This is a genomic window from Caballeronia sp. GACF4 (assembly GCF_023631025.1).
Taxonomy (GTDB): Bacteria; Pseudomonadota; Gammaproteobacteria; order Burkholderiales; family Burkholderiaceae; genus Caballeronia.
This window is the reverse complement of sequence record NZ_JALQDW010000002.1, coordinates 178996-201127: the sequence shown is the minus strand read 5'-3', so window position 1 is coordinate 201127 and position 22132 is coordinate 178996. Positions and strand designations below refer to the sequence as shown.

General features: G+C 62.2%; 22 protein-coding genes. 3 read left to right on the top strand and 19 right to left on the bottom strand.

Features of this window, described 5'->3' with window-relative positions:
- Window positions 1–82: 82 nt before the first annotated feature.
- The 5 genes from nagE to NCR40_RS01000 form a co-directional block, all read right to left on the bottom strand.
- On the bottom strand, window positions 83–1867 hold the full coding sequence (gene nagE, locus NCR40_RS01020; protein ID WP_250508522.1) for an N-acetylglucosamine-specific PTS transporter subunit IIBC: 1785 nt from the start codon (window positions 1865–1867) through the stop codon (window positions 83–85).
- A 57-nt stretch (window positions 1868–1924) separates the two neighbouring features.
- A complete protein-coding gene (gene ptsP, locus NCR40_RS01015) occupies window positions 1925–4513 on the bottom strand; it encodes a phosphoenolpyruvate--protein phosphotransferase (RefSeq protein ID WP_250508521.1) in 2589 nt (862 codons plus the stop codon).
- 12 nt (window positions 4514–4525) lie between these two features.
- Entirely contained in the window at window positions 4526–5533 is a 1008-nt protein-coding gene (locus NCR40_RS01010; RefSeq protein WP_250508739.1) for an SIS domain-containing protein, read from the bottom strand.
- A complete protein-coding gene (nagA, locus tag NCR40_RS01005; protein ID WP_244826893.1) occupies window positions 5526–6629 on the bottom strand; it encodes an N-acetylglucosamine-6-phosphate deacetylase in 1104 nt (367 codons plus the stop codon). The genes NCR40_RS01010 and nagA overlap by 8 nt, the downstream gene beginning before the upstream one ends.
- A gap of 157 nt (window positions 6630–6786) precedes the next feature.
- Entirely contained in the window at window positions 6787–7521 is a 735-nt protein-coding gene (locus tag NCR40_RS01000; RefSeq protein WP_250508520.1) for a GntR family transcriptional regulator, read from the bottom strand.
- A gap of 330 nt (window positions 7522–7851) precedes the next feature.
- Between NCR40_RS01000 and NCR40_RS00995 the strand changes: the two genes are divergently transcribed.
- Complete coding sequence (locus NCR40_RS00995) at window positions 7852–8781, top strand: bifunctional helix-turn-helix transcriptional regulator/GNAT family N-acetyltransferase (RefSeq protein WP_284502947.1); 930 nt, start codon at window positions 7852–7854, stop codon at window positions 8779–8781.
- Between the two features lie 225 nt (window positions 8782–9006).
- Here NCR40_RS00995 and NCR40_RS00990 read toward each other — a convergent pair whose 3' ends face one another.
- Window positions 9007–9819, bottom strand: a complete 813-nt coding sequence (locus tag NCR40_RS00990; protein ID WP_250508519.1) for a MetQ/NlpA family ABC transporter substrate-binding protein — start codon at window positions 9817–9819, stop codon at window positions 9007–9009.
- Window positions 9820–10020: 201 nt separating this feature from the next.
- Here NCR40_RS00990 and NCR40_RS00985 point away from each other — a divergent pair, with 201 nt between their 5' ends.
- Window positions 10021–10317 (top strand): YciI family protein, encoded by a 297-nt coding sequence (locus tag NCR40_RS00985; protein WP_250491726.1) that lies wholly within the window; start codon window positions 10021–10023, stop codon window positions 10315–10317.
- 48 nt (window positions 10318–10365) lie between these two features.
- Here the strand turns inward: NCR40_RS00985 and NCR40_RS00980 are convergent, their stop codons facing one another.
- The 5 genes from NCR40_RS00980 to NCR40_RS00960 are packed head-to-tail and all read right to left on the bottom strand — an operon-like array spanning window position 10366 to window position 14465.
- Window positions 10366–10968: an SCO family protein gene (locus tag NCR40_RS00980; RefSeq protein ID WP_250508518.1), complete on the bottom strand. Its 603-nt coding sequence runs from the start codon at window positions 10966–10968 to the stop codon at window positions 10366–10368.
- Window positions 10965–11870 (bottom strand): heme o synthase, encoded by a 906-nt coding sequence (gene cyoE / locus NCR40_RS00975; protein WP_244826887.1) that lies wholly within the window; start codon window positions 11868–11870, stop codon window positions 10965–10967. Before cyoE ends, NCR40_RS00980 begins: the two co-directional genes overlap by 4 nt.
- Window positions 11871–11879: 9 nt before the next feature.
- A complete protein-coding gene (locus NCR40_RS00970; RefSeq protein WP_250508517.1) occupies window positions 11880–12989 on the bottom strand; it encodes a COX15/CtaA family protein in 1110 nt (369 codons plus the stop codon).
- Between the two features lie 37 nt (window positions 12990–13026).
- Window positions 13027–13659, bottom strand: a complete 633-nt coding sequence (locus NCR40_RS00965) for an SCO family protein (protein ID WP_250462804.1) — start codon at window positions 13657–13659, stop codon at window positions 13027–13029.
- Window positions 13660–13709: 50 nt separating this feature from the next.
- On the bottom strand, window positions 13710–14465 hold the full coding sequence (locus tag NCR40_RS00960) for an SURF1 family protein (RefSeq protein WP_250508516.1): 756 nt from the start codon (window positions 14463–14465) through the stop codon (window positions 13710–13712).
- A gap of 123 nt (window positions 14466–14588) precedes the next feature.
- On the opposite strand from NCR40_RS00960, the gene NCR40_RS00955 reads away from it, so the two are divergent.
- A complete protein-coding gene (locus NCR40_RS00955) occupies window positions 14589–14798 on the top strand; it encodes a twin transmembrane helix small protein (protein ID WP_244826883.1) in 210 nt (69 codons plus the stop codon).
- A gap of 170 nt (window positions 14799–14968) precedes the next feature.
- Here NCR40_RS00955 and NCR40_RS00950 read toward each other — a convergent pair whose 3' ends face one another.
- The 8 genes from NCR40_RS00950 to NCR40_RS00915 all read right to left on the bottom strand — a co-directional run bounded on the left by NCR40_RS00950 (window position 14969) and on the right by NCR40_RS00915 (window position 21987).
- Window positions 14969–15826 (bottom strand): cytochrome c oxidase subunit 3, encoded by an 858-nt coding sequence (locus NCR40_RS00950; RefSeq protein ID WP_244826882.1) that lies wholly within the window; start codon window positions 15824–15826, stop codon window positions 14969–14971.
- 76 nt (window positions 15827–15902) lie between these two features.
- Window positions 15903–16133 (bottom strand): DUF2970 domain-containing protein, encoded by a 231-nt coding sequence (locus NCR40_RS00945; protein WP_244826881.1) that lies wholly within the window; start codon window positions 16131–16133, stop codon window positions 15903–15905.
- Between the two features lie 5 nt (window positions 16134–16138).
- A complete protein-coding gene (locus NCR40_RS00940; protein ID WP_250508515.1) occupies window positions 16139–16708 on the bottom strand; it encodes a cytochrome c oxidase assembly protein in 570 nt (189 codons plus the stop codon).
- A 9-nt stretch (window positions 16709–16717) separates the two neighbouring features.
- Window positions 16718–16858, bottom strand: a complete 141-nt coding sequence (locus tag NCR40_RS00935; protein ID WP_244826879.1) for a cytochrome oxidase small assembly protein — start codon at window positions 16856–16858, stop codon at window positions 16718–16720.
- A 66-nt stretch (window positions 16859–16924) separates the two neighbouring features.
- Complete coding sequence (gene ctaD, locus NCR40_RS00930; protein WP_250508514.1) at window positions 16925–18538, bottom strand: cytochrome c oxidase subunit I; 1614 nt, start codon at window positions 18536–18538, stop codon at window positions 16925–16927.
- Between the two features lie 100 nt (window positions 18539–18638).
- Window positions 18639–20237, bottom strand: a complete 1599-nt coding sequence (gene coxB / locus NCR40_RS00925) for a cytochrome c oxidase subunit II (RefSeq protein ID WP_244826877.1) — start codon at window positions 20235–20237, stop codon at window positions 18639–18641.
- A 56-nt stretch (window positions 20238–20293) separates the two neighbouring features.
- Window positions 20294–20770 carry a DUF2244 domain-containing protein gene (locus NCR40_RS00920; protein ID WP_244827953.1) on the bottom strand — a complete coding sequence of 159 codons (477 nt, stop codon included), beginning with the start codon at window positions 20768–20770 and terminating at the stop codon, window positions 20294–20296.
- Window positions 20771–21003: 233 nt separating this feature from the next.
- On the bottom strand, window positions 21004–21987 hold the full coding sequence (locus tag NCR40_RS00915; RefSeq protein WP_250508513.1) for a methyltransferase domain-containing protein: 984 nt from the start codon (window positions 21985–21987) through the stop codon (window positions 21004–21006).
- Between the last annotated feature and the right edge of the window lie 145 nt (window positions 21988–22132).

Genomic DNA, 22132 nt, shown 5'->3' with positions numbered 1-22132 from the left:
AACGGCAGCAGTGACTTAAACGTCGCCCACTATAAAAACGGCGCCCGAAAGCGCCGTTCATCAAACCAGACCGAATCTCGCATCAAGCCGGCAACGGCGATGCCCCGCCACCACTTCCCGGCACGCGCGTCGCGAGTTGTGCCGCGTAACGCTGCGCGGCCGCGCCCACGACGATGTGGAACGTATCCGCCGACACCCACGCGACATCCAGCGTCGACAGGCGCTGACGATCCACCGCCGAAGGATCGCGCACGACCACGCGCAGTCGCGTTTGCGCGACGGCATCGAGCGTGACGACATTGGTCGCGCCGCCGAACACCGCCAGCCAGCGCAGCGGATCGGGATCGAGCGGGCCGGCAGTCTGATCGAAGGAGCCGACGTTCGCGGAAGCCACCGAAGCAGCGGCCGGAGCGGACGAAGCCGGCGTCGCTCCGCGCGTCGACGAATGTTCGAGTTCACCGCGAATTTCATCGGCGATGATGTCCGCTTCCGGTCCGATGATCACCTGCACGTTCGTCGCGCCCCGCTTGAGCACGCCACGCGCGCCGATGCTCTTCAACTGCGCTTCCGACACCTTCTCCGTATCCGCCACCGACAAACGCAGACGCGTCGTGCAGGCATCGACCAGCGTCAGGTTCGACGCGCCGCCCAGCGCCGCAATGTACTTCGCGGCGCGCGTGTTCGCTGCACCCGGCAGCGGCGTGCCGTAGCCGCCTGCAACCGGCGTGGCGGACGTTTCGGCATCGGTCGTGGCCGGCTCGCGGCCCGGCGTCGCCATATTGAACTTGCGGATGAAGAAGCGGAACAGGCCGTAATAGATCACGCCGTAGACGAGCCCGAGCGGAATCGCCATCCAGCCGCGTTGCGACAGTCCGTAGTTCAGCACGTAGTCGATCGCACCCGCCGAAAACGTGAAGCCAAGATGAATGCCGAGCGCCGAGCAGATAGCGAGCGACACGCCGGTAAGTACCGCATGGATCGCGTACAGCACCGGAGCCAGGAACATGAAGCTGTATTCGATCGGCTCGGTCACGCCCGTCAGGAACGCGGTGAGCGCCATCGAAAACAGCAGGCCGCCGACGACCGCGCGGCGCTCTTTCGGCGCTTCGTGGAACATCGCCAGACACGCGGCCGGAAGGCCGAACATCATGATCGGGAAGAAGCCCGTCATGAAGCCGCCCGCGGTTTTATCGCCGGCAAAGAAGCGGTGCAGATCGCCATGAACGACCGCGCCACCATCCGGCGGCGTAAACGAGCCGAACACGAACCACGCGAGCGAGTTGATGATGTGATGCAGACCCGTCACCAGCAGAATGCGGTTCAGCACGCCGAAGACGAAAGTGCCGAGCGCGCCCGCCGTGGTGAGCCACGTTCCGGCCAGGTCGATAGCCGCCTGCACCGGCTGCCAGATGTAGCCGAATATGATGCCGAGCGCGAGACACGCGACCCCCGTGACGATGGGCACGAAACGCTTGCCGCCGAAGAACGCCAGATATTCCGGCAGCTTGATGTCCTTGTAGCGGTTATACAGATAGCCCGCGACCACGCCCGCGACGATCCCCGACAACACGCCCATGTTGAGCTTGTCGTTGATGTCCTTCATTACGGCGATCTCGATGAGATAGCCGATGGCACCGGCAAGACCCGCCGTGCCGTTGTTGTCCTTCGCGAAACCGACCGCCACGCCGATGGCGAACAGAAGCGGCAGGTTCGTGAAGATGGCGTCGCCCGCGTCGGCGATCATCTTGATGTTGAAGACATCGGGCTGGCCTAGACGCAATAGCAGGCCGGCTACCGGTAGTACGGCAATCGGCAGCATCAGGGCTCGGCCCAGGCGCTGCATCTTTGCAAACGGGTTAGCGTCCATCGGGGTTCTCCAAAAGATATAGGTCTTGTCTTTGCTGCTTGGGGATTACTGCGTTCGTCAGTCTTGCGGCCAGATTTCAAGGCTGGCCGCTCTTACTGCCTGCGCGGATTCGAGCGCGAGCACGTCTTCCGCGCGCTGCCGGCAAAGCTGGTAATCGAGATTACGCACGCGCGCCTTGATGCCCGGCACCGCCACCGGATCGACCGACAATTCCGTCACGCCGAGGCCGATCAGCAACGGCACCGCGAGCGGATCGCCACCGAGCGCACCGCACACGCCGACCCACTTTCCGTGCTTTTGCGCGCCTTGCACGGCCGTCTTGATGAGCCGCAGCACGGCCGGATGCAGGCCGTCGGACTGCGCGGCGAGATCGGGCTGGCAACGGTCCATCGCGAGCGTGTACTGCGTGAGGTCGTTGGTGCCGATGGACAGAAAATCCGCGTATTTCGCGAGCTGATCGGCAAGCAGCGCCGCTGACGGCACTTCGATCATCACGCCCACTTCGATCGGTTCCGTGCGGCCCGCTTCGCGCGCCAGTTCGTCGATCCGTACCCGCAGGCGTTGCAGTTCGCCGGAGTCGGTGACCATCGGCAGAAGAATGCGCACCGCGCCGAGCGGCTTCACGGCGAGCAGACCACGCAGTTGATCGTCGAGCAGATCGGGCCGCACTTGTGCGAGGCGAATGCCGCGCAGACCGAGCGCCGGATTTTCCTCGGGCGGCAGCGTCAGATAATCGACTTCCTTATCCGCGCCGACATCCAGCGTGCGAATGATCGCGGTGCGGCCCTGCAGCGCATCCACGATTCCCTGATAGCTCGACGCATGTTCGCCGGGCGTGGGCGCCGACTGACGATGAATGAACAGCAATTCGGTACGCAGGAGACCGACCGCGTCGGCGCCATTTTCGACAGCGGCTTGCGCATCTTCGAGCGTGGCGATGTTCGCGGCGATTTCGACGGCGTGGCCGTCGCGGGTCGTCGCGGCCTGTCCCGACATCTTGCGATTCGCCTCGCGCACGTTCAAAAGACGATCGCGTTCGTTGCGCGCGCGTTCGACATCGAGTTCGGTCGGCGCATGTTCGATACGTCCCGCCGACGCGTCCACGACCACTTGCGTGCCTTCGGGAATCGCGTGCAGTGCATCGCCGATGGCGACGAGCGCCGGAATGCCCACCTGTCGCGCGATGATCGCCGCATGCGACGTGGCGCCGCCGCGCGACATCACGAGCGCTGTCACGCGCGTGCGGTCGAGCGAAGACAAATCGGAAGGCGTGAATTCGACAGCCGCGAGCACGGCTTCAGCGGGCATTTCGCGCGCGGCGGTGTTCGTGTGGCCGAGCGCGCGCAGCACGCGTTTCTCGATATCGCGCAGATCGGCGGCGCGTTCGGCGAGCAGTTCGTCCTTCACGTTGTTCAAGAGCGCGATTTGCGCGCGGATCGCCTCGCGCCACGCGAAGCCCGCGCTCTTGCCGAGGCTGATGAGATCGCGCGCGGCATCGACGAGCGTCGGGTCTTCCAGCAACACGCGATGCACCGCGAAGATTCCCGCCTCGCCGACCGCGCCGCGTTGCGATGCGGTGCGTACGGTTTCGTCGAGTTCGGCATCGACTTGCGAGATGGCGCGATCGAGTGCACGGCTTTCCGCCGCCGACGATTGCGTGGCCGCTTCAGGCGGCACGATTTCCTTGTCGTCCCAGCGCACCAGTTTGCCGACCGCGATGCCCGGCGCCGCGCACACGCCCGCAAGCGTGTTCGGCGCGAGCGGTTGCGCGACCGCGCTCGCAGCGACAACCGGCGCGGGCGATTTCGCGCGTGCCGGTGACTCTTCGACTTCGCCCTGACCCGCGCGCAGCAACTCCGCCGCGACGGCTTCGACGGCTTCCTTCGCCTGCGCGCCGATACCCAGCAGCTCGACGGTCGCGCCTTCGCCCGCGCCGAGACCCAGCAACCCTACGACGCTTTCCACCGGCGCCTTGCGGCCTTGATAACGGATCTCGACCTTTGCATCGAAACCGCGTGCGGCTTCGCGTGCGCGCGCCGCCGGACGCGCATGCAAACCGCCCGCGTGACCGAGCGTCAACGTGCGGCGCGCTTCTTCCGTCACGTTCGCGCTCGAACGCGCGCTTTCGGCCCTGGCGCCGTCTTTCGCGCGCAGCACGAGCATGCGTGCGCCAGCCTTCAACATGCCGAGACCGGCACGCTCAATGACTTCGAAGGCATCGCCATTGGCGACGGCAATAACGGAGACGAGACTCGGCGCGTGCTGCGCGACGAAATCCGCATTGAACTCGATGAGCGGCTGACCTGCGCGCACGGTTGCGCCCTGCTCGATCATCGGCGCGAAGCCTTGGCCGCCCAATTCGACCGTATCGATGCCGATATGCACGAGAATTTCCGCCCCGTGCGGCGTGCGCAACGTGACCGCGTGATGCGTGCGCGCCAGATGCGTCACCGTCCCGTCGCAAGGCGCGACGAGCACGCCATCGAGCGGATCGATGCCGATGCCGTCGCCGAACATGCCTTCCGCGAACACGGGGTCCGGCACGTCGGCGAGCGGGACGACGGGGCCGGTGAACGGCGCGAGCAACACAACGTCGTTCGGGTTATCGATGGGATGATTCAACAGTGACTCCTCGGCGCGACGCATCGGCTTACTCGCTTAGTGGGTTTCGGTGACCTTGTTCAGGTGGCGCGGCGCGTCGGGATTGCGCCCGCGCGCGGCGGCCAGACCCGCGGCCATCACATAGAACGAAAGGATTGCGGCGATCGGATCGAGCGCCGGGTGATTAGTGGCGACGAGCGGCAATTCCGCGCCGGGCACTTCGGCAGGCGCCGCGAGCAGCACGCGTGCGCCGCGTGCGCGCATGTAGGCCGCCAGTTGAATCAAGCCTGCCTGCTCCGGCCCGCGCGGGGCGAACACGAGCAGCGGATAGTCCTTGTCGATGATCTCCATCGGACCATGACGCACTTCGGCGCTGGAGAACGCTTCCGCCTGAATGCCGGAGGTTTCCTTAAGCTTGAGCGCAGCTTCCTGCGCGATAGCGAGACCGAGACCACGGCCGATCACGATCATGCGATCGACGTTCGTGAGTTCGTTCACGGCACGCGTCCAGTCAAGCTTGCCCGCCGCGCGCAAGGCGTCCGGCAACGACTCGAGCGCGTCGAGCAGTTCGGTATCGCGTTGAACATGCGCGACGACGATGGCCGAGAGCGACAGCATGGCGATATAGCTCTTGGTCGCCGCCACCGACAATTCCGGCCCGGCGAAAAGCGGCAGGTACCACTCGCACGCCTTTTCCAGCGGGGAGTTCGCGACATTGACGGCAGCAACGGTGAACGCGCCTGCATCGCGCAACGCCTGCATCGTGCCGACGAGATCGGGGCTCTTGCCCGACTGCGAGAACGCGACCGCGAGCTGGCCCGATACGCGCAGCGGTGCTTGTTGAAGCGTCGCCACGGACATGGGCAGCGAAGCAACCGGCACGCCGATGCGGCTCATCGTCAGGCTTGCGAAATAACTGGCGGCGTGGTCCGAACTGCCGCGCGCAACGGTGAGCGCGACATGGCGCGGCTGCTCGGCGAGCTTGACCGCGAGCGCTTCGATGCGCGAGGTATCGGCGAGCTGGGCCGCGACGACGTCGGCGGACTCCAGGGCTTCGTTAAGCATATTCGACAATTGATTCTCCTTCGACATACGTGGCGCTCAGCGCGAGTTCCCGGTCGAGCACGACGAGATCGGCCCATGCGCCACGCGCGATGCGGCCGCGATCTTCGAGTCCGAGGTAATCGGCGGGAAAGCGTGACAAACGGTTCGAGACGTCCGCGAGCGGAATGCCCAGCGAGACGAGATTGCGCAGCGCCTGATCCATGGTCAGCGTGCTGCCGGCGAGCGTGCCGTCCGCGAGACGCACGCCGCCCATGCACTTGGTGACGTGCTGGCTGCCAAGGCGGTATTCGCCGTCCGGCATGCCGGCCGCCGAGGTGCTGTCGGTAACGACGTAAAGGCGCGGAATTGCGCGCATCGCGGCGCGAATCGCGCCCGGATGAACGTGCAGCAAATCCGGGATCAGTTCCGCGTACTCGGCGTGCGCGAGCGCGGCGCCGACCATGCCCGGATCGCGATGATGCAGCGGCGACATCGCGTTGAAGAGATGCGTGAAACCGCGCGCGCCGTGCTTGAGCGCATTGACGGCGTCATCGTAAGTGCCGAGCGAATGACCGAGCTGCACGCGCACGCCGCGCGAGGCGAGTTCGGAAATGATCTCTAGATGCCCGGAGATTTCCGGCGCGATGGTCACGACGCGAATGGGCGCGAGCGACAGATATTCGAGCACTTCATCGCGCACCGCGACGGCCGCGGCGTCCGGCTGCGCGCCGAGCTTGCCGGGATTGATATACGGCCCTTCGAGATGCACGCCGAGCACGCGCGCGCCGCTTGCGGCACGGCGCTTCGCCTGCTCGCCCAAGCCCGCGAGAACTTGCAGGAGTTCGTCGCGCGGCGCGGTCATCGTGGTGGCGAGCAGGCCCGTGGTGCCGTGTTGAGCGTGTTGCCGCGCGACGGTATCGGCTGCGTCGCCGCCTTCCATGATGTCGCGCCCGCCGCCGCCATGCACGTGCAGGTCGATGAAGCCGGGCAGGATATACGGCGCGTCGTTCGTGGAGGGATCGGCGATATGACCTTCCAGCGCCGTCACCCGACCGTTTTCGAAGCGAAGCGAACCGTTGATCCAGCCATCGGTCGTGAGTATGTTTCCTTTCAGCATGAAGTTCTCTGGAAGTGCGCTATGCATGATGAGGTTCAGTGCCATCCGCGCCTTGCTGCGAGCAGGCCTGTTCGCTGGCCCCGTGTGACCGGCGAACGTGCGGTGGCGGCTTTCGGGTCCTCTCGTTCTGATCTTGCTACTTCTGCTTTCCCGCTTTTTATCGATGCAATTCCGCGACGAAGTCGTAGTAGTCGTCGCGGCAATACGTGTCCGTCAGTTCGATGGCGCGCTGCTCCGCCGAGTAGCCGATACGGGTGATCACGAGCAGCGCCGCGCGCGGCGCGATGCCCATCAGCCGCGCAATCTCGGCTCCGGCGTTGACCGCACGAAAGTGCTGCAACGCGCGCACCACCGACTGCCCGCGCGCTTCGAGATAGCAATACAGCGACGCGCCGATCTCGAACGGCTCCGGAACGACGGACACCGGTAACGCCGAATGTTCGACCGCCATGACGATGCCGTTCGCGCGGCGAAGTCTGCCGAGACTCGCGACCGATGCGCCCGGCGCCAGCCCGAGACGGACGGTTTCATCGCGACTCGCTACGCGCACGTCACGCCGGAGCCACACCGAGTCAGGTGCGAAACCGCGCTGTTCCATCTTCTTCGTGAAGCCCGTCAGCACCGACAGTGGATCTTGCGTGCGCGGCGTGATGAAACTGCCTGCGCCACGTACTCGCCGAATGAGCCCGCGCTCGACGAGCAAAGCCAACGCCTTGCGCGCGGTGATACGCGAAACCCCGACCGCTTCCGACAACGTGCGCTCCGCTGGCAACGTCTCACCTGCATTCCAGGCGCCGCGCTGAATAGCTGCAGCAAGACGCGTGGCGAGCTGCAGATACAGCGGTGTGGGACTCGACGCGTCGGGCGTCAATTCCCGTAAGCGTCCATTCATGAAGTTCCCTGCAGGCCTCGAATTGGAGCCCATTATATAACCAACATAATACCAGTCAAACCTTCTGCGTCACTTGATGCCAACAGGCAATAACATCGCAAAATCAATGGTTTATAACAACAATAACTTGAACAACTTGGAGACGACAGCCATCGGGATTTACCCTCATGTCAAGCCCAAAACTACAAAATGGTCTACATATCGACGGGCGCTTAAAATCAGGCTATTTGGCAATAGCACGATCGTTCTTTCTTTGGCACAATGGTGCAATTGGTTCGGAATCGCAACTAATTAAATAATAAAACTGATTATTGAGAGAGATAAAAGTCGATGGGCTCTTCAGATCCGAGTCGAGCGGTAGACGTCGTCAGACGCTTTAATCGCTTCTTCGCTCGCCATGCGGGCGCCTTGCACGAGCGGCTTCACAAAAGCCACTTTTCCCTAACGGAGGTGCGCATCCTCCACGAACTTGCGCACGATCGCGCACGCACCGCAGCCGACTTATCGCGCAATCTGGGCCTGGACACAGGCTACCTGAGCAGGCTGCTCACCAACTTCCAGAAGCTCGGGCTTATTGTGCGCGGCAGGAACGAATCCGACGGCCGCGCGCATTTGCTCACCATTACAGCGGACGCGCGAGCCAAGGTCGACGAGATCGACCTGCATGTCTCGGCCGAAGCGGCCACTCTGCTCAGTCGGCTCACAGCCGGCGAGATCGAGCAGTTATCCAATGCAATGATCGACATCGAGCGGCTGCTCAGTCCTCATCATGGCGAAGGCCACAACACGCGTTTGCGCAGCCCTCGCCGTGGCGACTTCGGCTGGATCGTCGAGCGTCACGCGCATCTGGAATCATCCGACCGTGCGGCCCATTCCAACGAAGCCTATTCGGCGAAAGTCGTCGCGCGTTTTCTCGGCGCCGTGCAGAGTGGAACGCCACGCATCGCTTGCTGGGTGGCGGAACGTGAAGGCGCCGCGCGCGTCGGCGCGGCGCTCTTAAGCGCGCAGTCGGAGAAAGAGGCGCGCATCGAGTTGTTGTTCGTCGAACCGGGCGCGCGTCGGCGGGGCTTGGGCGTGCAACTCGTATCCGCCTGTACGAACTTCGCGCATGGCGCGGGCTACGATAACGTGATCTGCCGGATGCCAATGGTGCATGAGGACCTGTGCGCGCTATTCAAACGCACTGGCTTCACGGCGAAGCAGGATGGCGATTCGGGTGTGATCTGGCATCGCGAGCTTCGGCGTGTTTATGCGGACTGAGGGCTGATTTCGCTCGCTCGTCGTGTCGCTTCAGATGAAGAGAGACGGCAGCGAGCATTTTAGTCACGTCGCGCCATGTGAAAGAAGGCGATACGCACGTGATCGGCGTGGTAATGCTTCGAGATGTTTGCGTGGACCGAGTGCTGACATAGCCCTCGGTCCCAAAGGCGTCGGACAGCAAAACGGCGTCCCAAGGGACGCCGTTGGCAAACCGTACGTTCTCGATCAGAACGAAGGTACAACCGAGCCTTTGAACTCGCTCTTCATGAACTGGCGCACGTCTTCGGACTGATACGCCGCGACCAGCTTCTTCACCCACGGCTGGTCTTTGTCCTTGGCGCGGACGGCAATCAAGTTCGCGTAAGGGCTGTGCACGTCCTCTAGCGCGATAGCGTCCTTGGTCGGCTGCAAGCCCGCCGCCAGCGCGAAGTTCGTATTAATGGCGGCGGCATCGACGTCTGCGAGCGTGCGCGGCAGTTGTGCGGCGTCGAGTTCGAGTAGCTTGACCTTCTTCGGGTTCTCGGCGACATCCAGCGGCGTCGCGCTGTTTCCGTTCACGCCAGCGCCGGCCTTGAGCTTGATCACGCCCTGCGCTTGCAGCAAAAGAAGCGCCCGGTTTTCGTTCGACGGATCGTTCGGCACCGCGACCTTCGCGCCTTGCGGCAGATCCCTCAACGACTTCAGCTTCTTCGAATACACGCCAAGCGGCGAGATATAGGTCAGTCCCGCATTCACGATCTTGTAGCCGCGCTGCTTCACCTGACTGTCGAGATACGGCTGATGCTGGAAGCTGTTGGCGTCGAGGTCGCCAGCATCGAGTGCGGCGTTCGGCTGAACGTAATCGTTGAACTCGATCACCTTGACGTTGAGGCCTTCTCGCTTCGCGACCTTCTGCACGACTTGCCAGATTTGCGCGTCCGGTCCGCTGATGGTGCCGACCTTGATGACCTTGTCATCGGCATGCGCGGTGACGCTAATGAGATAAGCGGCAGACGCCGCGACGACGGTAAGAGCTTTAAGCAAATTTCTGCGCTGCATGGTGTTCCTGTTTCAATGCGAGGTTGCTGCAAAATTGCCGCTTGAGTGCCCGCGATGGATTCATCGCCCTCGGTCGATGCCAACCGGGAAACGAATGTTCGCACGGCTTTGGTGCGACGGAAAAGACAGAATGTTCATGTCGATATCCGGCTCGCGCTTTGACGTCTAGAATCGCTACAGACCGATTTCTGAGACACCATCATGTACGTGATCAATCTGCGTTATACCGGCGCTCTTGCGGAGATCGACGATGCGCTCGAAGCCCATCGCGAGTATCTGCAGCGCTACTTCGCCGCTGGTGTCTTCGTGATCGCGGGTCCGAAAGTGCCGCGCGAAGGCGGCATCATTCTGGCGTCGGCTATCGAGCGTGAGCGGCTCGACGCGATCATCGCGGAAGATCCGTTCGCGCAGCAGAACTTGGCTCACTACGATGTCACCGAGTTCAAGGCGACACGTCTTGCGCCCGGACTGAAGTTGCCGGAGCCTGCCGCGGAATGAAGAAAGCGGCCCGCAGGCCGCTTTCTCCAAACCAACGATGCGCCGATCTCAGTCGATCAGCAGCTTCAAGTCATGCACCCACGGCTCGACGCCCTGACCGTCGCGCGCGAAAAGACGCAGTTTGCCGTCCTTGTCGAACACGTAGCTCGCGGCGGTGTGATCCATCGTGTAGTCGTCCGCCGTCTTGCCGTTGGACTTCGCGTAGTACACGCGGAAATCCTTCGCGATTTTGGCAAGCTCGGCGTCGTTTGCCGGCCGCAAGCCGACATACGCCGGGTTGAACGCCGTCACGTATTGACCGAGAAGATCGGGCGTGTCGCGCGCGGGATCGACCGTGACCATGAGCACCTGCACGTCCTTCGCTTTACCGCCGAGTTGCTGCAATGCTTGCGAGAGTTCGGCGAGCGTGGTCGGGCAGACATCCGGGCAATGCGTATAGCCGAAAAACAGAACCACGGCCTTGCCTTTGAAGTCACCGAGCGTGCGCGTCTTGCCGCTGGTGTCGGGCAACGAGAAGTCGCTGCCAAACTGCTTGTTGCCCGTGATGTCGAGGTTCTTGAAATCGGGCGCCTTCTCGCATGCAGAGAGCAACGCCATGCTCGCCAGCGCGAGCAAAAGCGGAGCGAGCATCTTGCGAAAGAAAGCCCTCATGCACCGATCACCGTGCGAACGTAATGATCGACCAGAAGCGCGCCGAACAAGAGCGACAGATACACGATCGAATAACGGAAGGTCTTGCGCGCCAGCGCGTCCGAGTAATCGCGATAAATCTTCCACGCGTAACCGAGAAACACCGCGCCCAGCGCAACCGCGCTCGCCAGATAGATCACGCCGCTCATGCCCGAGATGAACGGCATCAGCGTGACCGCGAACAGGATGACCGTGTACAGGAAGATATGCAGACGCGTGTACTGCTCGCCATGCGTAATAGGCAGCATGGGCAGACCGGCGTTTTCGTAATCCTTCTTGCGATACAGCGCGAGCGCCCAGAAATGCGGCGGCGTCCAGACGAAGATGATGAGCACGAGAATCCACGCGTCGCCGGGAACCGCACCCGTAACGGCCGCCCAACCGAGCGCCGGCGGCATGGCACCCGAAGCGCCACCAATGACGATGTTCTGCGGCGTATAAGGCTTGAGCAGCAACGTGTAGATGACGGCGTATCCCACGAACGTGGCAACCGTCAGCCACATCGTGAGCGGATTGGTGAACGTATAAAGCGTCCACATGCCGATACCGCCGAGCACCGCCGAGAACGTGAGAATCTGCGCGCTCGTGATTTGCCCGCGCGCCGAAGGACGCCACGCGGTGCGACGCATCTTGGCATCGATCTTCTGTTCGACGAGGCAGTTGATGGCGAATGCAGCGCCCGCCAGCAGCCAGATGCCGACCGCGCCACCAATCAAAACGGTCCACGGCACCATGCCGGGCGTGGCGAGGAACATGCCGATGACGGCGCAGAACACGGCAAGCTGCGTGACGCGCGGCTTGGTCAGCGCAATGTATTGCGATACGCGGCTGCCAAGCGGGGAGTGAAGTGTCGTGCTATCCATGATGTGGAGTCACGCTGAAACGACGTCGCGCGCGGGAACTGCGGCGCGGCCGGGACGGCTGGAAGAGATTCGAAAGTTTAGCATAACGAGTAGTAGCAACAGGATGGCAGCCCCGCCATTGTGCGCCACTGCGATAGGCAGCGGCCACTGCAACACGATATTGGACAAACCTGTAATAAATTGAATCAGGATGACGACGAGCACGGCGGTAGCGGGCGTGCGTAGGGACTCGAAACGGCGCAGCATCGCGGCGAGCCAGAGCAGATAAAGCACGACCACTATCGCAAACGTGCGATGCGTCCAATGGATTGCCACCAACGCGTCCTGCGAGATGACGTCGCCGTCGCCGGTCATGCCGAGCGCGCGCCACAAGTGGAAACCGTGTTCGAAGTTCATCGGCGGAATCCATTGGCCATTGCAGAGTGGAAAGTCCGTGCAGGCGAGCACCGCGTAATTCGTGCTGACCCAGCCACCCAGCGCAATCTGCACGACGAGCAACACGATGCCGACGATCGCGGCCGGCATCCATCGCGCGGCGGCCGGGTCGAGCGAGGGAATCGGCGTTTGCCGCGCGGCGAGCCAGCCGAGCGCGGCCAGCAACGCAAGCCCGAGCAAGAGATGCGTCGTGACGATGACCGGCTGCAACTTGAGCGTGACGGTCCACGCGCCAAAAGCGCCTTGCAGCAGAATGAGCGCGAGGATGCCCGTCGGCCACCACGGCGAAACATGCAGCGCCTTTCGTCTGATGCGCGCGGTCCACGCAATGACGACCTGCGCGATGATCAGCACGCCGATCGCCATCGCAAAGTAGCGATGCAGCATCTCGATCCACGCCTTCATCGGGCTGACCGGACCGGTGGGCATGGCCTGATGCGCGGCCGCGATCTGCGCGTGCGCGATGAACGGCGACGCCGTGCCATAACAGCCCGGCCAGTCGGGACAGCCAAGGCCGGAATCGGTCAGGCGCGTGAAGCCACCGAACATGATCAGATCGAGCGTCAGAAAAGTGGTTAGCCAGACGAGCTTCCTGAACTTGTTGTCATCGGCCTTGACCCAGACGAACGAGAGCGGCAGCAGCGCAATGCATAGGCCGATCAGACCGAGTTCTAATACAAACATACTTTCACCTTCGTTTTGGTCGTGGCGTCCCGGCGTATCAGCCGATGCGCGACCACTTCAATAGCTTCGCCACGTCCGTGTTGATCTTCTTGGGATCGGGGTCCTTCGGGAAGCGCATCATCAGGTTGCCGTTCGGATCGACGAGATAAATGTGATCCGAAAGCTTCGTGCCGGCGTCCACAGGCAGCCAACCCGAGAGGGCTTGTTCGTTCGTCACGAGCATGCGTGTGTCCGGTTGCGGATACGCGGTCTTGATGACATTCGCGACGGGCTTGTCGTCCGTGCGCAGCCAGACGTTCAGCACGCGCTCGCGCTCGCCCGACTGTAGCGCGCGCACCTGGCGCATGAAATAGAGGCGCTTCACGCAGACTTCGTCGCAATCGCTGCCGTTGACGGTGATCATCAGCCACTTGCCTTCGAGCGACTTGAGTGGCACCGGCTGACCTTTTTCATCGGTGACGACGATCTGTTCCGGAATCGGCCGTTGCGGTTCGATCAACGTGCCGTAGCTCGTCGTGCCGCCCGCGGGCTTGACGACGTAGTACATCAGATACGAGGCGATCACCGGCGCCGCGCAGACCAGCGCGAGCAGTACTAGCATCCACCGGCCGCTAATCCAGGAGCCTTTTTTCGCGGGCGGTCGGGTTGTAGTGGTGCGTTGAGCTTGCATGGATTCTCTATTCGGTCGATGCCACTTCCATTGGACGCGGCATCATGGGTTCATGCTTCTTTCGCGGCCTCGTCGTCGGCGGCTTCGTCGGCGGCGGCCGGGTCGCTGTCTTTCCTCGCGGCGCGCCGTGCGGCATACAAGCCGAAGGCGATGGCCGCTGCCGCCATGCCCCACCACTGGAACATGTAGCCGTAGTTGCGATCGACGCCAAGCGTGGCCGCCGGCCAGTCGCGCACGAGCTTGTCGGCGGTGGCGCTCGTCTGTTGAATCACGAACGGCTGAAACGCGAGCCCGGTTTCCGCGGCATACGAGGCGACGTTCAGGTTTTGCCGGATCTGCTGACGCGCAGCGGAGCCGCCGCTGCCGAGCTCGAACGCCTCCGATGCATTCGAGCGCGCGATGCCCTTCACGTCCACGATGCCTTTCGGCGTCTCATAGGGCTCGATGCCCGTACGGTCCGCCATGTTGCGCGGCAGCCAGCCACGATTCACGAGCACGTAGCCGCCGCCCTCGAGTTTAAGCGGCATCACGACATAAAAGCCCGGCTGGTCGTTATACGGACGATTGTCCAAATAGACGACGCGCTCCGGCATGAATTCGCCGCGCGCCTCGACGCGATGGAATTCGATCGACTTGAGCGGCAACGGATCGACACTCACGCGTCGTGCGGGCGCATTCTCGAACGCGACGATCTGCGCGTTCAACGCTTCCTTCTGATGCGCGCGGTCGCGCTGCCAGAAGCCGAGCCGCATAGTGATTGCGACGACGATCAGGATCAGCACCGTGGGCCAGAGGCGGATTTTCATGCCGCACGCTCCGGAACCGACGCCGCACGCACCGATTCATCGAGTGCGATAATGAGACGACTCGTTTTCATATTGCTCACGGCGTTTCGCGAGCGGTCGATGCAACTATCGCAGGCTGGTTTCATGCACATCATCGTTGCTATTGCATTCATCCTCATCATTGGCAGCCTGGGCTCGGCCCTGTACTTCATGATGACCGATAAAGGTCAGACGAAGCGCATGGTGTGGTCGCTCGCCACGCGCGTCGGGCTGTCCATTTCGCTCTTCCTGTTCATCCTGTTTGCGCACTGGATGGGCTGGATTCAATCGACCGGCATTCCGCTCGGACGATAACGCGTCTCGAAGGTTTCCCACGCGGGACCGATTGTCGCGGCGCGACACAATCGCGCGCATTCACTCACTTCCCAAAACAAAACGCCGCCCGCGAAGGTCGAGGGCGGCGTGGCGTGTCTTGCGTGATAGCGTGCGCGCCGAACCGGCGCGCCCTCGCTCGAAGCAAACGCTTACAGCCAGTAGACGACGACGTACAGCCCGAGCCACACGACGTCGACGAAGTGCCAGTACCACGCGGCGCCCTCGAAGGCGAAGTGATGTTCCGCGGTGAAGTGGCCGCGAATCAGGCGCACGCAAACGACCGCGAGCATGGTGCCGCCAAGGAACACGTGAAAACCGTGGAAGCCGGTGAGCAGGAAAAACGTCGAGCCGTACACACCCGACGAAAGCGTCAGGTTCAGTTCGTTGTAGGCGTGGAAGTATTCGTAGCCCTGGCAAAACAGGAAGATCACGCCCAGCGCGACTGTCGCGGCCAGCCAGATGATGGCCTTTCGGCGATGATCTTCACGCAGCGCATGGTGAGCCACCGTGAGCGTCGCGCCCGAGGAAAGCAAGAGCGCCGTGTTGATGGTCGGCAGCGGCCACGGCACCATCGAGCGGAAATGCGGCACCAGCGCAGCCGGGCCGTTGTTCGGCCACACGGCGGTGAAGTCCGGCCAGATCAGCTTGTAATCAAGGCTGCCGAGTTCGTGCATGGCGATGGCGCGCGCATAAAACAGCGCGCCGAAAAACGCCGCGAAGAACATGACTTCGGAGAAGATGAACCAGCTCATGCTCCAGCGATACGACACGTCGACGTTCTTGCCGTACATGCCGCCTTCGGATTCGGAGATGGCGTCGCCGAACCAATGCCACAGCACGAACAGCAGAAACAGCAGGCCGACGAACGTGGTGGCAGGCGCCCACGAATGACCGTTCACCCACGCCGCCAGCGAGGACAGCATCACCAGCAAACCGCACGCAGCCATGATCGGATGGCGTGACGGATGCGGCACGAAATAGTACGGGCTCTCGTTTTGACCGCTCATTTGATTCTCCACTTCGATCCAGTTGCTTGAGTTTTCTTGTATCGCCGCGCGTTCGACCGCTCGCCCGACGTTTCGTCTATCCGACTACCGCGCGCACCACCAGCAGCAATACGACGATGAACACCACCGCGCCGATCACCCCCGCCGCGATCAGATGCAGCGGCTTCAACTGCGCGGCGTCGTTTTCCAGATCCGCCCGGCGGCGCACGCCGAAGAACGACCAGAACACCGCCTTCACGAGCTTCAGGAAACCGCCGCCATTGCGTCCGTCACGTCCATTGCGTCCATTTCGTGCTTCTGGGTTCATGATCATCACGTTCCCTTGGCCGCGGGTTTCGGTGTGTCGAGTTCGAAGAACGTGTACGACAGCGTGATCGTCTTGACGTCCTTCGGCAGCTTCGGGTCCACGACGAACACCACCGGCATGCGCTTCGTCTCGTTGGGCCCGAGCGTCTGCTGCGTGAAGCAGAAGCATTCGATCTTCTTGAAGTACTCGGTGGCCTGCTTCGGCGCATAGCTCGGAATGGCCTGCGCCTTCACGGTGCGGCCTTGCTCGTTGGTCACCTGGTACATCACCGTCATTACTTCGCCGGGGTGGATGTCGAGACTGTTCTGCTCCGGCTTGAACTGCAGCGAACCGCGCGCGTTCGCATCGAACTCGATGGAAATCGTGCGGCTCGCGTCGACCTGCGTGTTCTTCGCCTCGCGCGCGCTCGCATCGCGCTGCACGAGATTGTTGATGCCGGTGATCTGGCAGATTGCCTTATACATCGGCACCAGGGCGAAGCCGAAGCCGAACATCATCGCGGCCACGACGAAGAGCTTCACCAGCATCGACCGATTGAACGACCGGTCGACTTGAGAATCATCCTGAGTGGACACTTGGCTTTCCTACCCTCGCGACAACAGGTATTGCCTGACGACGATACCCAGAAAGAAGACGGCGGCAATCAACATCATGATCAAACCGAGCCGCTTGTTGCCCGCGCGGATTTCTTCGGGCGAACGTCTTTTTTGTGGATTCGGGGCCATGCTTCCTTTGATCTTTGTGACTGCAAGGCTTCGGAGCGAAGCCTTGCAGCCTTCGAAACCAGACTATTATTCGACCGTCGGCGGTTGCTCGAAGGTATGGAACGGCGCCGGGCTCGGCACGGTCCATTCCAGTCCTTCCGCGCCATCCCACGGCTTGTCGCCTGCCTTTTCCAGCTCACCACCGCCGCGATACGTCGGCAGCGCGACCGCGAACAGGAAGTACACCTGCGCGAGACCGAATCCGAACGCACCGATGGTCGCAACCTGGTTGAAGTCCGTGAACTGCGCCGGGTAATCCGCATAGCGACGCGGCATGCCGGCGAGACCCAGGAAGTGCATCGGGAAGAAGGTGATGTTGAAGAAGATCAGCGACGCCCAGAAATGGATCTTCCCGCGCATCTCGTTATACATCCAGCCCGTCCACTTAGGCGCCCAGTAGTACCAGCCCGCGAACAGCGCGAAAAGCGAACCCGCCACCAGCACGTAGTGGAAGTGCGCCACCACGTAGTAAGTGCCGTGCATCTGGATGTCGAGCGGGGCCATGGAGAGGATCAGGCCCGTGAAGCCGCCCATCGTGAACACGAACAGGAAGCCGATTGCAAAGAGCATCGGCGTCTCGAAGGTCAGCGCGCCGCGCCACATCGTCGCGACCCAGTTGAACACCTTCACGCCCGTCGGAACGGCGATCAGCATGGTCGCATACATGAAGAACAGCTGGCCCGTCACCGGCATGCCCGTGGCGAACATGTGGTGCGCCCAGACCATGAACGAGAGAATCGCGATCGACGACGTGGCGTACACCATCGAGCTATAGCCAAAAAGCGGCTTGCGCGAGAACGCCGGAATCACCTGCGAGACGATCCCGAACGCCGGCAAGATCATGATGTAGACCTCGGGGTGTCCGAAGAACCAGAAGATATGCTGGTACATGACCGGATCGCCGCCGCCCGCCGCATTGAAGAACGACGTGCCGAAGTGACGGTCGAACAGCACCATGGTGATGGCGCCTGCCAGAACCGGCATCACGGCGATCAGCAGGTACGCGGTGATGAGCCACGTCCACGCGAACATCGGCATCTTCATGAGCGTCATGCCGGGCGCGCGCATGTTCAGGATCGTCACGACGATGTTGATGCCGCCCATGATCGACGACGCACCCATGATGTGGACCGCGAAGATGGCGAAGTCCATGCCCGGGCCCATCTGCGTGGAAAGCGGCGCGTAAAGCGTCCAGCCCGCTGCGGTCGCGCCGCCCGGCACGAAGAACGAGCCGACCAGCAGAACCGCGGCGACCGGCAGGAGCCAGAAGCTGAAGTTGTTCATGCGCGCGAACGCCATGTCCGACGCGCCGATCTGCAGCGGCACCATCCAGTTCGCGAAGCCGACGAACGCCGGCATGATCGCGCCGAACACCATGATGAGGCCGTGCATGGTGGTCAACTGGTTGAAGAACTCGGGACGCATGATCTGCAGTCCCGGCTCGAACAGCTCGGCACGAATGCCAAGCGCCATCACGCCTCCGGAGAGGAACATGATGAAGGAGAACAACAGGTACAGCGTCCCGATGTCCTTGTGGTTGGTGGCGAAAAGCCACCGGCGCCAGCCATGCGGCAACTCGTGCGCATGGTCGTCGTGCGCGTGGTCGTGACCCGCGGTTACATCGTGTCCGATGCTAGACATGACAATCATCTCCTAAAGCAAATACTCGGGGCACTTGGCTATGAAGCGGACCTTTCCGTGGCTCGCAGTGTTGCGATGAGGGAAAGGTGCGCTCGTCAGGTCAAGCAGCCGGACTGATTTCTACGCGACGGGCTTCCTTCGCATCCGTGCCGCCCGTGACGGACTCGGGCTTTTTCAACACGATACGATCTTCCGATACACCTGCTGCCTTCAACGCGTCGCGCACGGCTTGCGCGCGTTGCTTGGCAAGTTCCGCGTTCAGGTCGGCGCCTCCGGAGGCATCCGTGAAGCCGGATATAGCGAGCTTCGCTTCGGGATGCGCCTTGGCATAGGCCGCTGCGGCCTGAACCGCGTCGTTGGCTTCCGCGGGCAGCGTGCTCTTGCCCGTTTCGAAATAGATGCTCGCGGGCAGATTGGCGCTCGCCGTTGCCTCGGCACCGGACGCCGCCGCAGCCGGCGCCGCGCTTGCGGCTTCGGGCGTTGCCGCAGCCGCTGTCTTCTGACCGCCGCCTTCGGGCATCTTGCCATTGCGCGCGTCGGCAACTTGCTTCGGCTGCAGAATGTCGCCCGTATGGTTGCCCCAGGTATTGCGCTCGTAAGTGATGACCGATGCGATCTCGACATCGTTGAGCGTACTCTGCCACGGCGGCATGGCGCCCTTGCCGTGCAGCACGATGCTCACGTGGTCCGCGATCGGGCCGTTGGCAACCTTGCTGCCGTCGAGCGCCGGGAACGGACCGCCGCCCTTGCCGGTCGGCTGGTGGCAGACCGCGCAGTTCGACGCGTAGACTGCCGCGCCGCGCGTCTTCAGCTCGTCCATCGTGTAGGTCTTGTTGGGATCGTCGGCGGATGCGGCCAGTTTCTTCTTTTGCGTGTCGACCCACTTCGCGTAGTCGTCGGCGGAAAGCACTTCGACGACCACCGGCATGTACGCGTGTTCCTTGCCGCAGAGTTCGGTACAGAAGCCACGGAAAGTGCCGATTTTCTCGGCCTTGAACCAGGTGTCGCGCACGAAGCCGGGAATGGCGTCCTGCTTCACGCCGAAGGCCGGCACATACCACGAGTGAACGACGTCGTTCGCGGTGGTGATGATGCGAATTTTCTTGTCGACCGGCACGACGAGCGGATTGTCCACTTCCTGCAGGTACAGCTCGGAAATCGGCTTCTGGCCGTTCACTTCGCTACGCGGCGTGGTGAGCGTGGAGAGGAAGCTGATGCCCTCGCCCGGACCCTTCACGTAGTCGTAGCCCCATTTCCATTGGTAGCCGGTGACTTTGACGGTGAGGTCGGCGTTGCTGGTGTCCTTCATTGCGACGACGGCCTTGGTGGCCGGCAGCGCCATCAACACGACGATGACGAACGGCACGATCGTCCAGATGATTTCGACCGTGGTGCTTTCGTGGAAATTAGCGGGCTTGTGGCCTTTGGACTTGCGGTGCGCAATGAGCGAATAGAACATCACCCCGAACACGCCAAGAAAAATGACGAGACAGATGATGAGCATGAACGTATGGAGGCCGTAGAGCTCCTCGGCGATCTTCGTCACTGGCGGCTGAAAGTTCAGCTCGTTTACAGCTGGGCCGCCAGGACTGTCGTTGACCGCCAGGGCTACGCCGGCGTTCAGCAGTGCGCCTGCCGCCAGCACGCCCGAGAGGGCTCGCTTGATTGTTTTCATAGCATCCTTACCCAAAATTTCCATTCAAACCCTCGACCCCCGTGGGCATCGCGCCGAGCCGTCAGGCCACATCATGCCTCTTAAGCAGAGCGTCTCAGCGACGCTCGCAGCTCGGCAGCAAATTGTTTGCGACGATGCTGTGCAAGGTGTTGTCCGATTTTCACCGATTGACCGCGCGACACGATCGTGAGCGGCTCTCTCGGCGTCGCGCCCGTTTCGACCCGCACCCAGCGCGGATTGAATTCGAACTGCGTCAGTTCCTCGGCGTTCATCTGCTCGATCAACAAGCGGTTTTCAAACAACCGGATTCGTTCGTAGTCGACTGCGTGCCGCGCGTAGATAAGAAACGCGACACCGACCACGGTCAGCTCGATCCCGGTGAACGGCAGCACCAGCCAGGCGCCGTTCAGAAACAAGAGCGTTGCGATGAGAAAGGAAAACAGCGCCAGCGACAGATAAAAGACCACGAACTGACGCGGCGAAGCGGAGCAGTTCCGTTTCATCAGCCAGTCTTTGATGACTGGCTCGTCGTCTGTCAGCGCGTGGCTTGCTTGCATCGCCGCCTCCTTCCCATCCGCATGCAATCACATACTTTTGCTCGGATTTCGCCCAAATTTGTCACAGCCCGGGCGACAAACTGACGCATTATAGGCGCGTCGGGTAGTATCCACAAGCAAGGGTCGTAACGTCTGAAACCCAAGCGCCACAAGCTTCTGCGCCCTTTTGACGCACCTTTTGGCGCTGCTTTTGCCCGCAAATTTCAGACATAACTGACGCCCTCTTTACCCCGTCACCGATTCCGTTTTGGGCCTCGTCCTATATCTTCCAGCCGAATGATTCCGTGACCTTCGGCGGTCGTGCGCGGCACCGCTTTCCATGCGTGACCGTAGATCACTTCGAACGTGAGCGGGATCGTTCCGTCGTCGCGACGCAAGGCTTCGAGCGCGCCGTGAACCGCGCTGCGTCTGGCTTTCACGTCGATTTGCGAGTCTGCGGCCGCGCTTCGTTCGAACGGATAAGCACCCCAGCGCGTGACATCGGCAAGCAAGGATTCCGGCGAACGGTAAGTGATGGTGAGCACCTCCTGATCCATCACGGGAATCTCGAAGCCGCTTTCCACCAGCATGTCGCCCAAGTCGTGCATGTCGACGAAATCGATCGTATGCGGCTGCGGCGGCAAGCCCAGCGTGCGCTCGGCCTCGCGATACGCCGCGGCGAGTTCACGCAGCGTGTCTGGGCCGAAGGTGCTGAACATGAGAAGGCCGTTGACCTTCAGCACGCGTTGCCACTCAGGGAAAACGAGGTCGGGCCGCGAGTGCCAGTGCAGCGCGAGGTTCGACCAGAGCATCTCGAACGCGCCCGATGCGAACGGCAGCTCGGAGAAATCCGCCTGCGCGAGTTGCGGTCCGCGCGCGCCGAAGGCCTTGGCGAGCGTGGCCGGCAGGAACCGCCGCCAGCCCGCGCCGGCTTCGGCTTCCGCCGATTCCGCATCGCGGGCGCGTGCGAGCATCGCGGAAGAAATATCGACACCCAGTACCGATGCCTCCGCAAAGCGCTCGCGCAGCGCGGGCAGATCCGCGCCCATGCCGCACGCCGCATCCAGCACGCGCGTCGGCGCGACCTTGATGTATTCGAGGCGCTCGCGCATCCGGCCGGCAATCTCGCGAGGCAGGAACGCGACTTCGTCGAAAGTCGCGGCGCGACGGTCGAAGATCGCGCGCAAACGGCGCGAATCATAGGCCGGTCGGCTAGTTTGAGGGGGCGTTTGGGACATGACGATCTATTCGCGAAGAGTGCGAAGTATACTCGGTCGTCTTGAAATCAGCCCGTGCTTAGGGCCGATACGGGGCATAACCGTTCCGATTGTTTCTCCGCACGTGCATGCGCTCGTCCGAGTTCGTTGCCTGTTGCCTACCATT

Bases quoted from the DNA above. Each gene is read 5' to 3' on its own strand.
- NCR40_RS00915 (WP_250508513.1), bottom strand. From the start codon at position 21,987: ATGTCCCAAACGCCCCCTCAAACTAGCCGACCGGCCTATGATTCGCGC.
- NCR40_RS00945 (WP_244826881.1), bottom strand. From the start codon at position 16,133: ATGAACCCAGAAGCACGAAATGGACGCAATGGACGTGACGGACGCAAT.
- NCR40_RS00980 (WP_250508518.1), bottom strand. From the start codon at position 10,968: ATGAGGGCTTTCTTTCGCAAGATGCTCGCTCCGCTTTTGCTCGCGCTG.
- NCR40_RS00935 (WP_244826879.1), bottom strand. From the start codon at position 16,858: ATGGCCCCGAATCCACAAAAAAGACGTTCGCCCGAAGAAATCCGCGCG.
- NCR40_RS00990 (WP_250508519.1), bottom strand. From the start codon at position 9,819: ATGCAGCGCAGAAATTTGCTTAAAGCTCTTACCGTCGTCGCGGCGTCT.
- NCR40_RS00970 (WP_250508517.1), bottom strand. From the start codon at position 12,989: ATGTTTGTATTAGAACTCGGTCTGATCGGCCTATGCATTGCGCTGCTG.
- cyoE (WP_244826887.1), bottom strand. From the start codon at position 11,870: ATGGATAGCACGACACTTCACTCCCCGCTTGGCAGCCGCGTATCGCAA.
- NCR40_RS00985 (WP_250491726.1), top strand. From the start codon at position 10,021: ATGTACGTGATCAATCTGCGTTATACCGGCGCTCTTGCGGAGATCGAC.
- nagA (WP_244826893.1), bottom strand. From the start codon at position 6,629: ATGCTGAAAGGAAACATACTCACGACCGATGGCTGGATCAACGGTTCG.
- NCR40_RS01010 (WP_250508739.1), bottom strand. From the start codon at position 5,533: ATGCTTAACGAAGCCCTGGAGTCCGCCGACGTCGTCGCGGCCCAGCTC.
- coxB (WP_244826877.1), bottom strand. From the start codon at position 20,237: ATGGAAATTTTGGGTAAGGATGCTATGAAAACAATCAAGCGAGCCCTC.
- NCR40_RS00920 (WP_244827953.1), bottom strand. From the start codon at position 20,770: ATGCAAGCAAGCCACGCGCTGACAGACGACGAGCCAGTCATCAAAGAC.
- ctaD (WP_250508514.1), bottom strand. From the start codon at position 18,538: ATGTCTAGCATCGGACACGATGTAACCGCGGGTCACGACCACGCGCAC.
- nagE (WP_250508522.1), bottom strand. From the start codon at position 1,867: ATGGACGCTAACCCGTTTGCAAAGATGCAGCGCCTGGGCCGAGCCCTG.
- NCR40_RS00960 (WP_250508516.1), bottom strand. From the start codon at position 14,465: ATGAAAATCCGCCTCTGGCCCACGGTGCTGATCCTGATCGTCGTCGCA.
- NCR40_RS00995 (WP_284502947.1), top strand. From the start codon at position 7,852: ATGGGCTCTTCAGATCCGAGTCGAGCGGTAGACGTCGTCAGACGCTTT.
- NCR40_RS01000 (WP_250508520.1), bottom strand. From the start codon at position 7,521: ATGAATGGACGCTTACGGGAATTGACGCCCGACGCGTCGAGTCCCACA.
- NCR40_RS00950 (WP_244826882.1), bottom strand. From the start codon at position 15,826: ATGAGCGGTCAAAACGAGAGCCCGTACTATTTCGTGCCGCATCCGTCA.
- NCR40_RS00955 (WP_244826883.1), top strand. From the start codon at position 14,589: ATGCACATCATCGTTGCTATTGCATTCATCCTCATCATTGGCAGCCTG.
- NCR40_RS00965 (WP_250462804.1), bottom strand. From the start codon at position 13,659: ATGCAAGCTCAACGCACCACTACAACCCGACCGCCCGCGAAAAAAGGC.
- ptsP (WP_250508521.1), bottom strand. From the start codon at position 4,513: ATGCGTCGCGCCGAGGAGTCACTGTTGAATCATCCCATCGATAACCCG.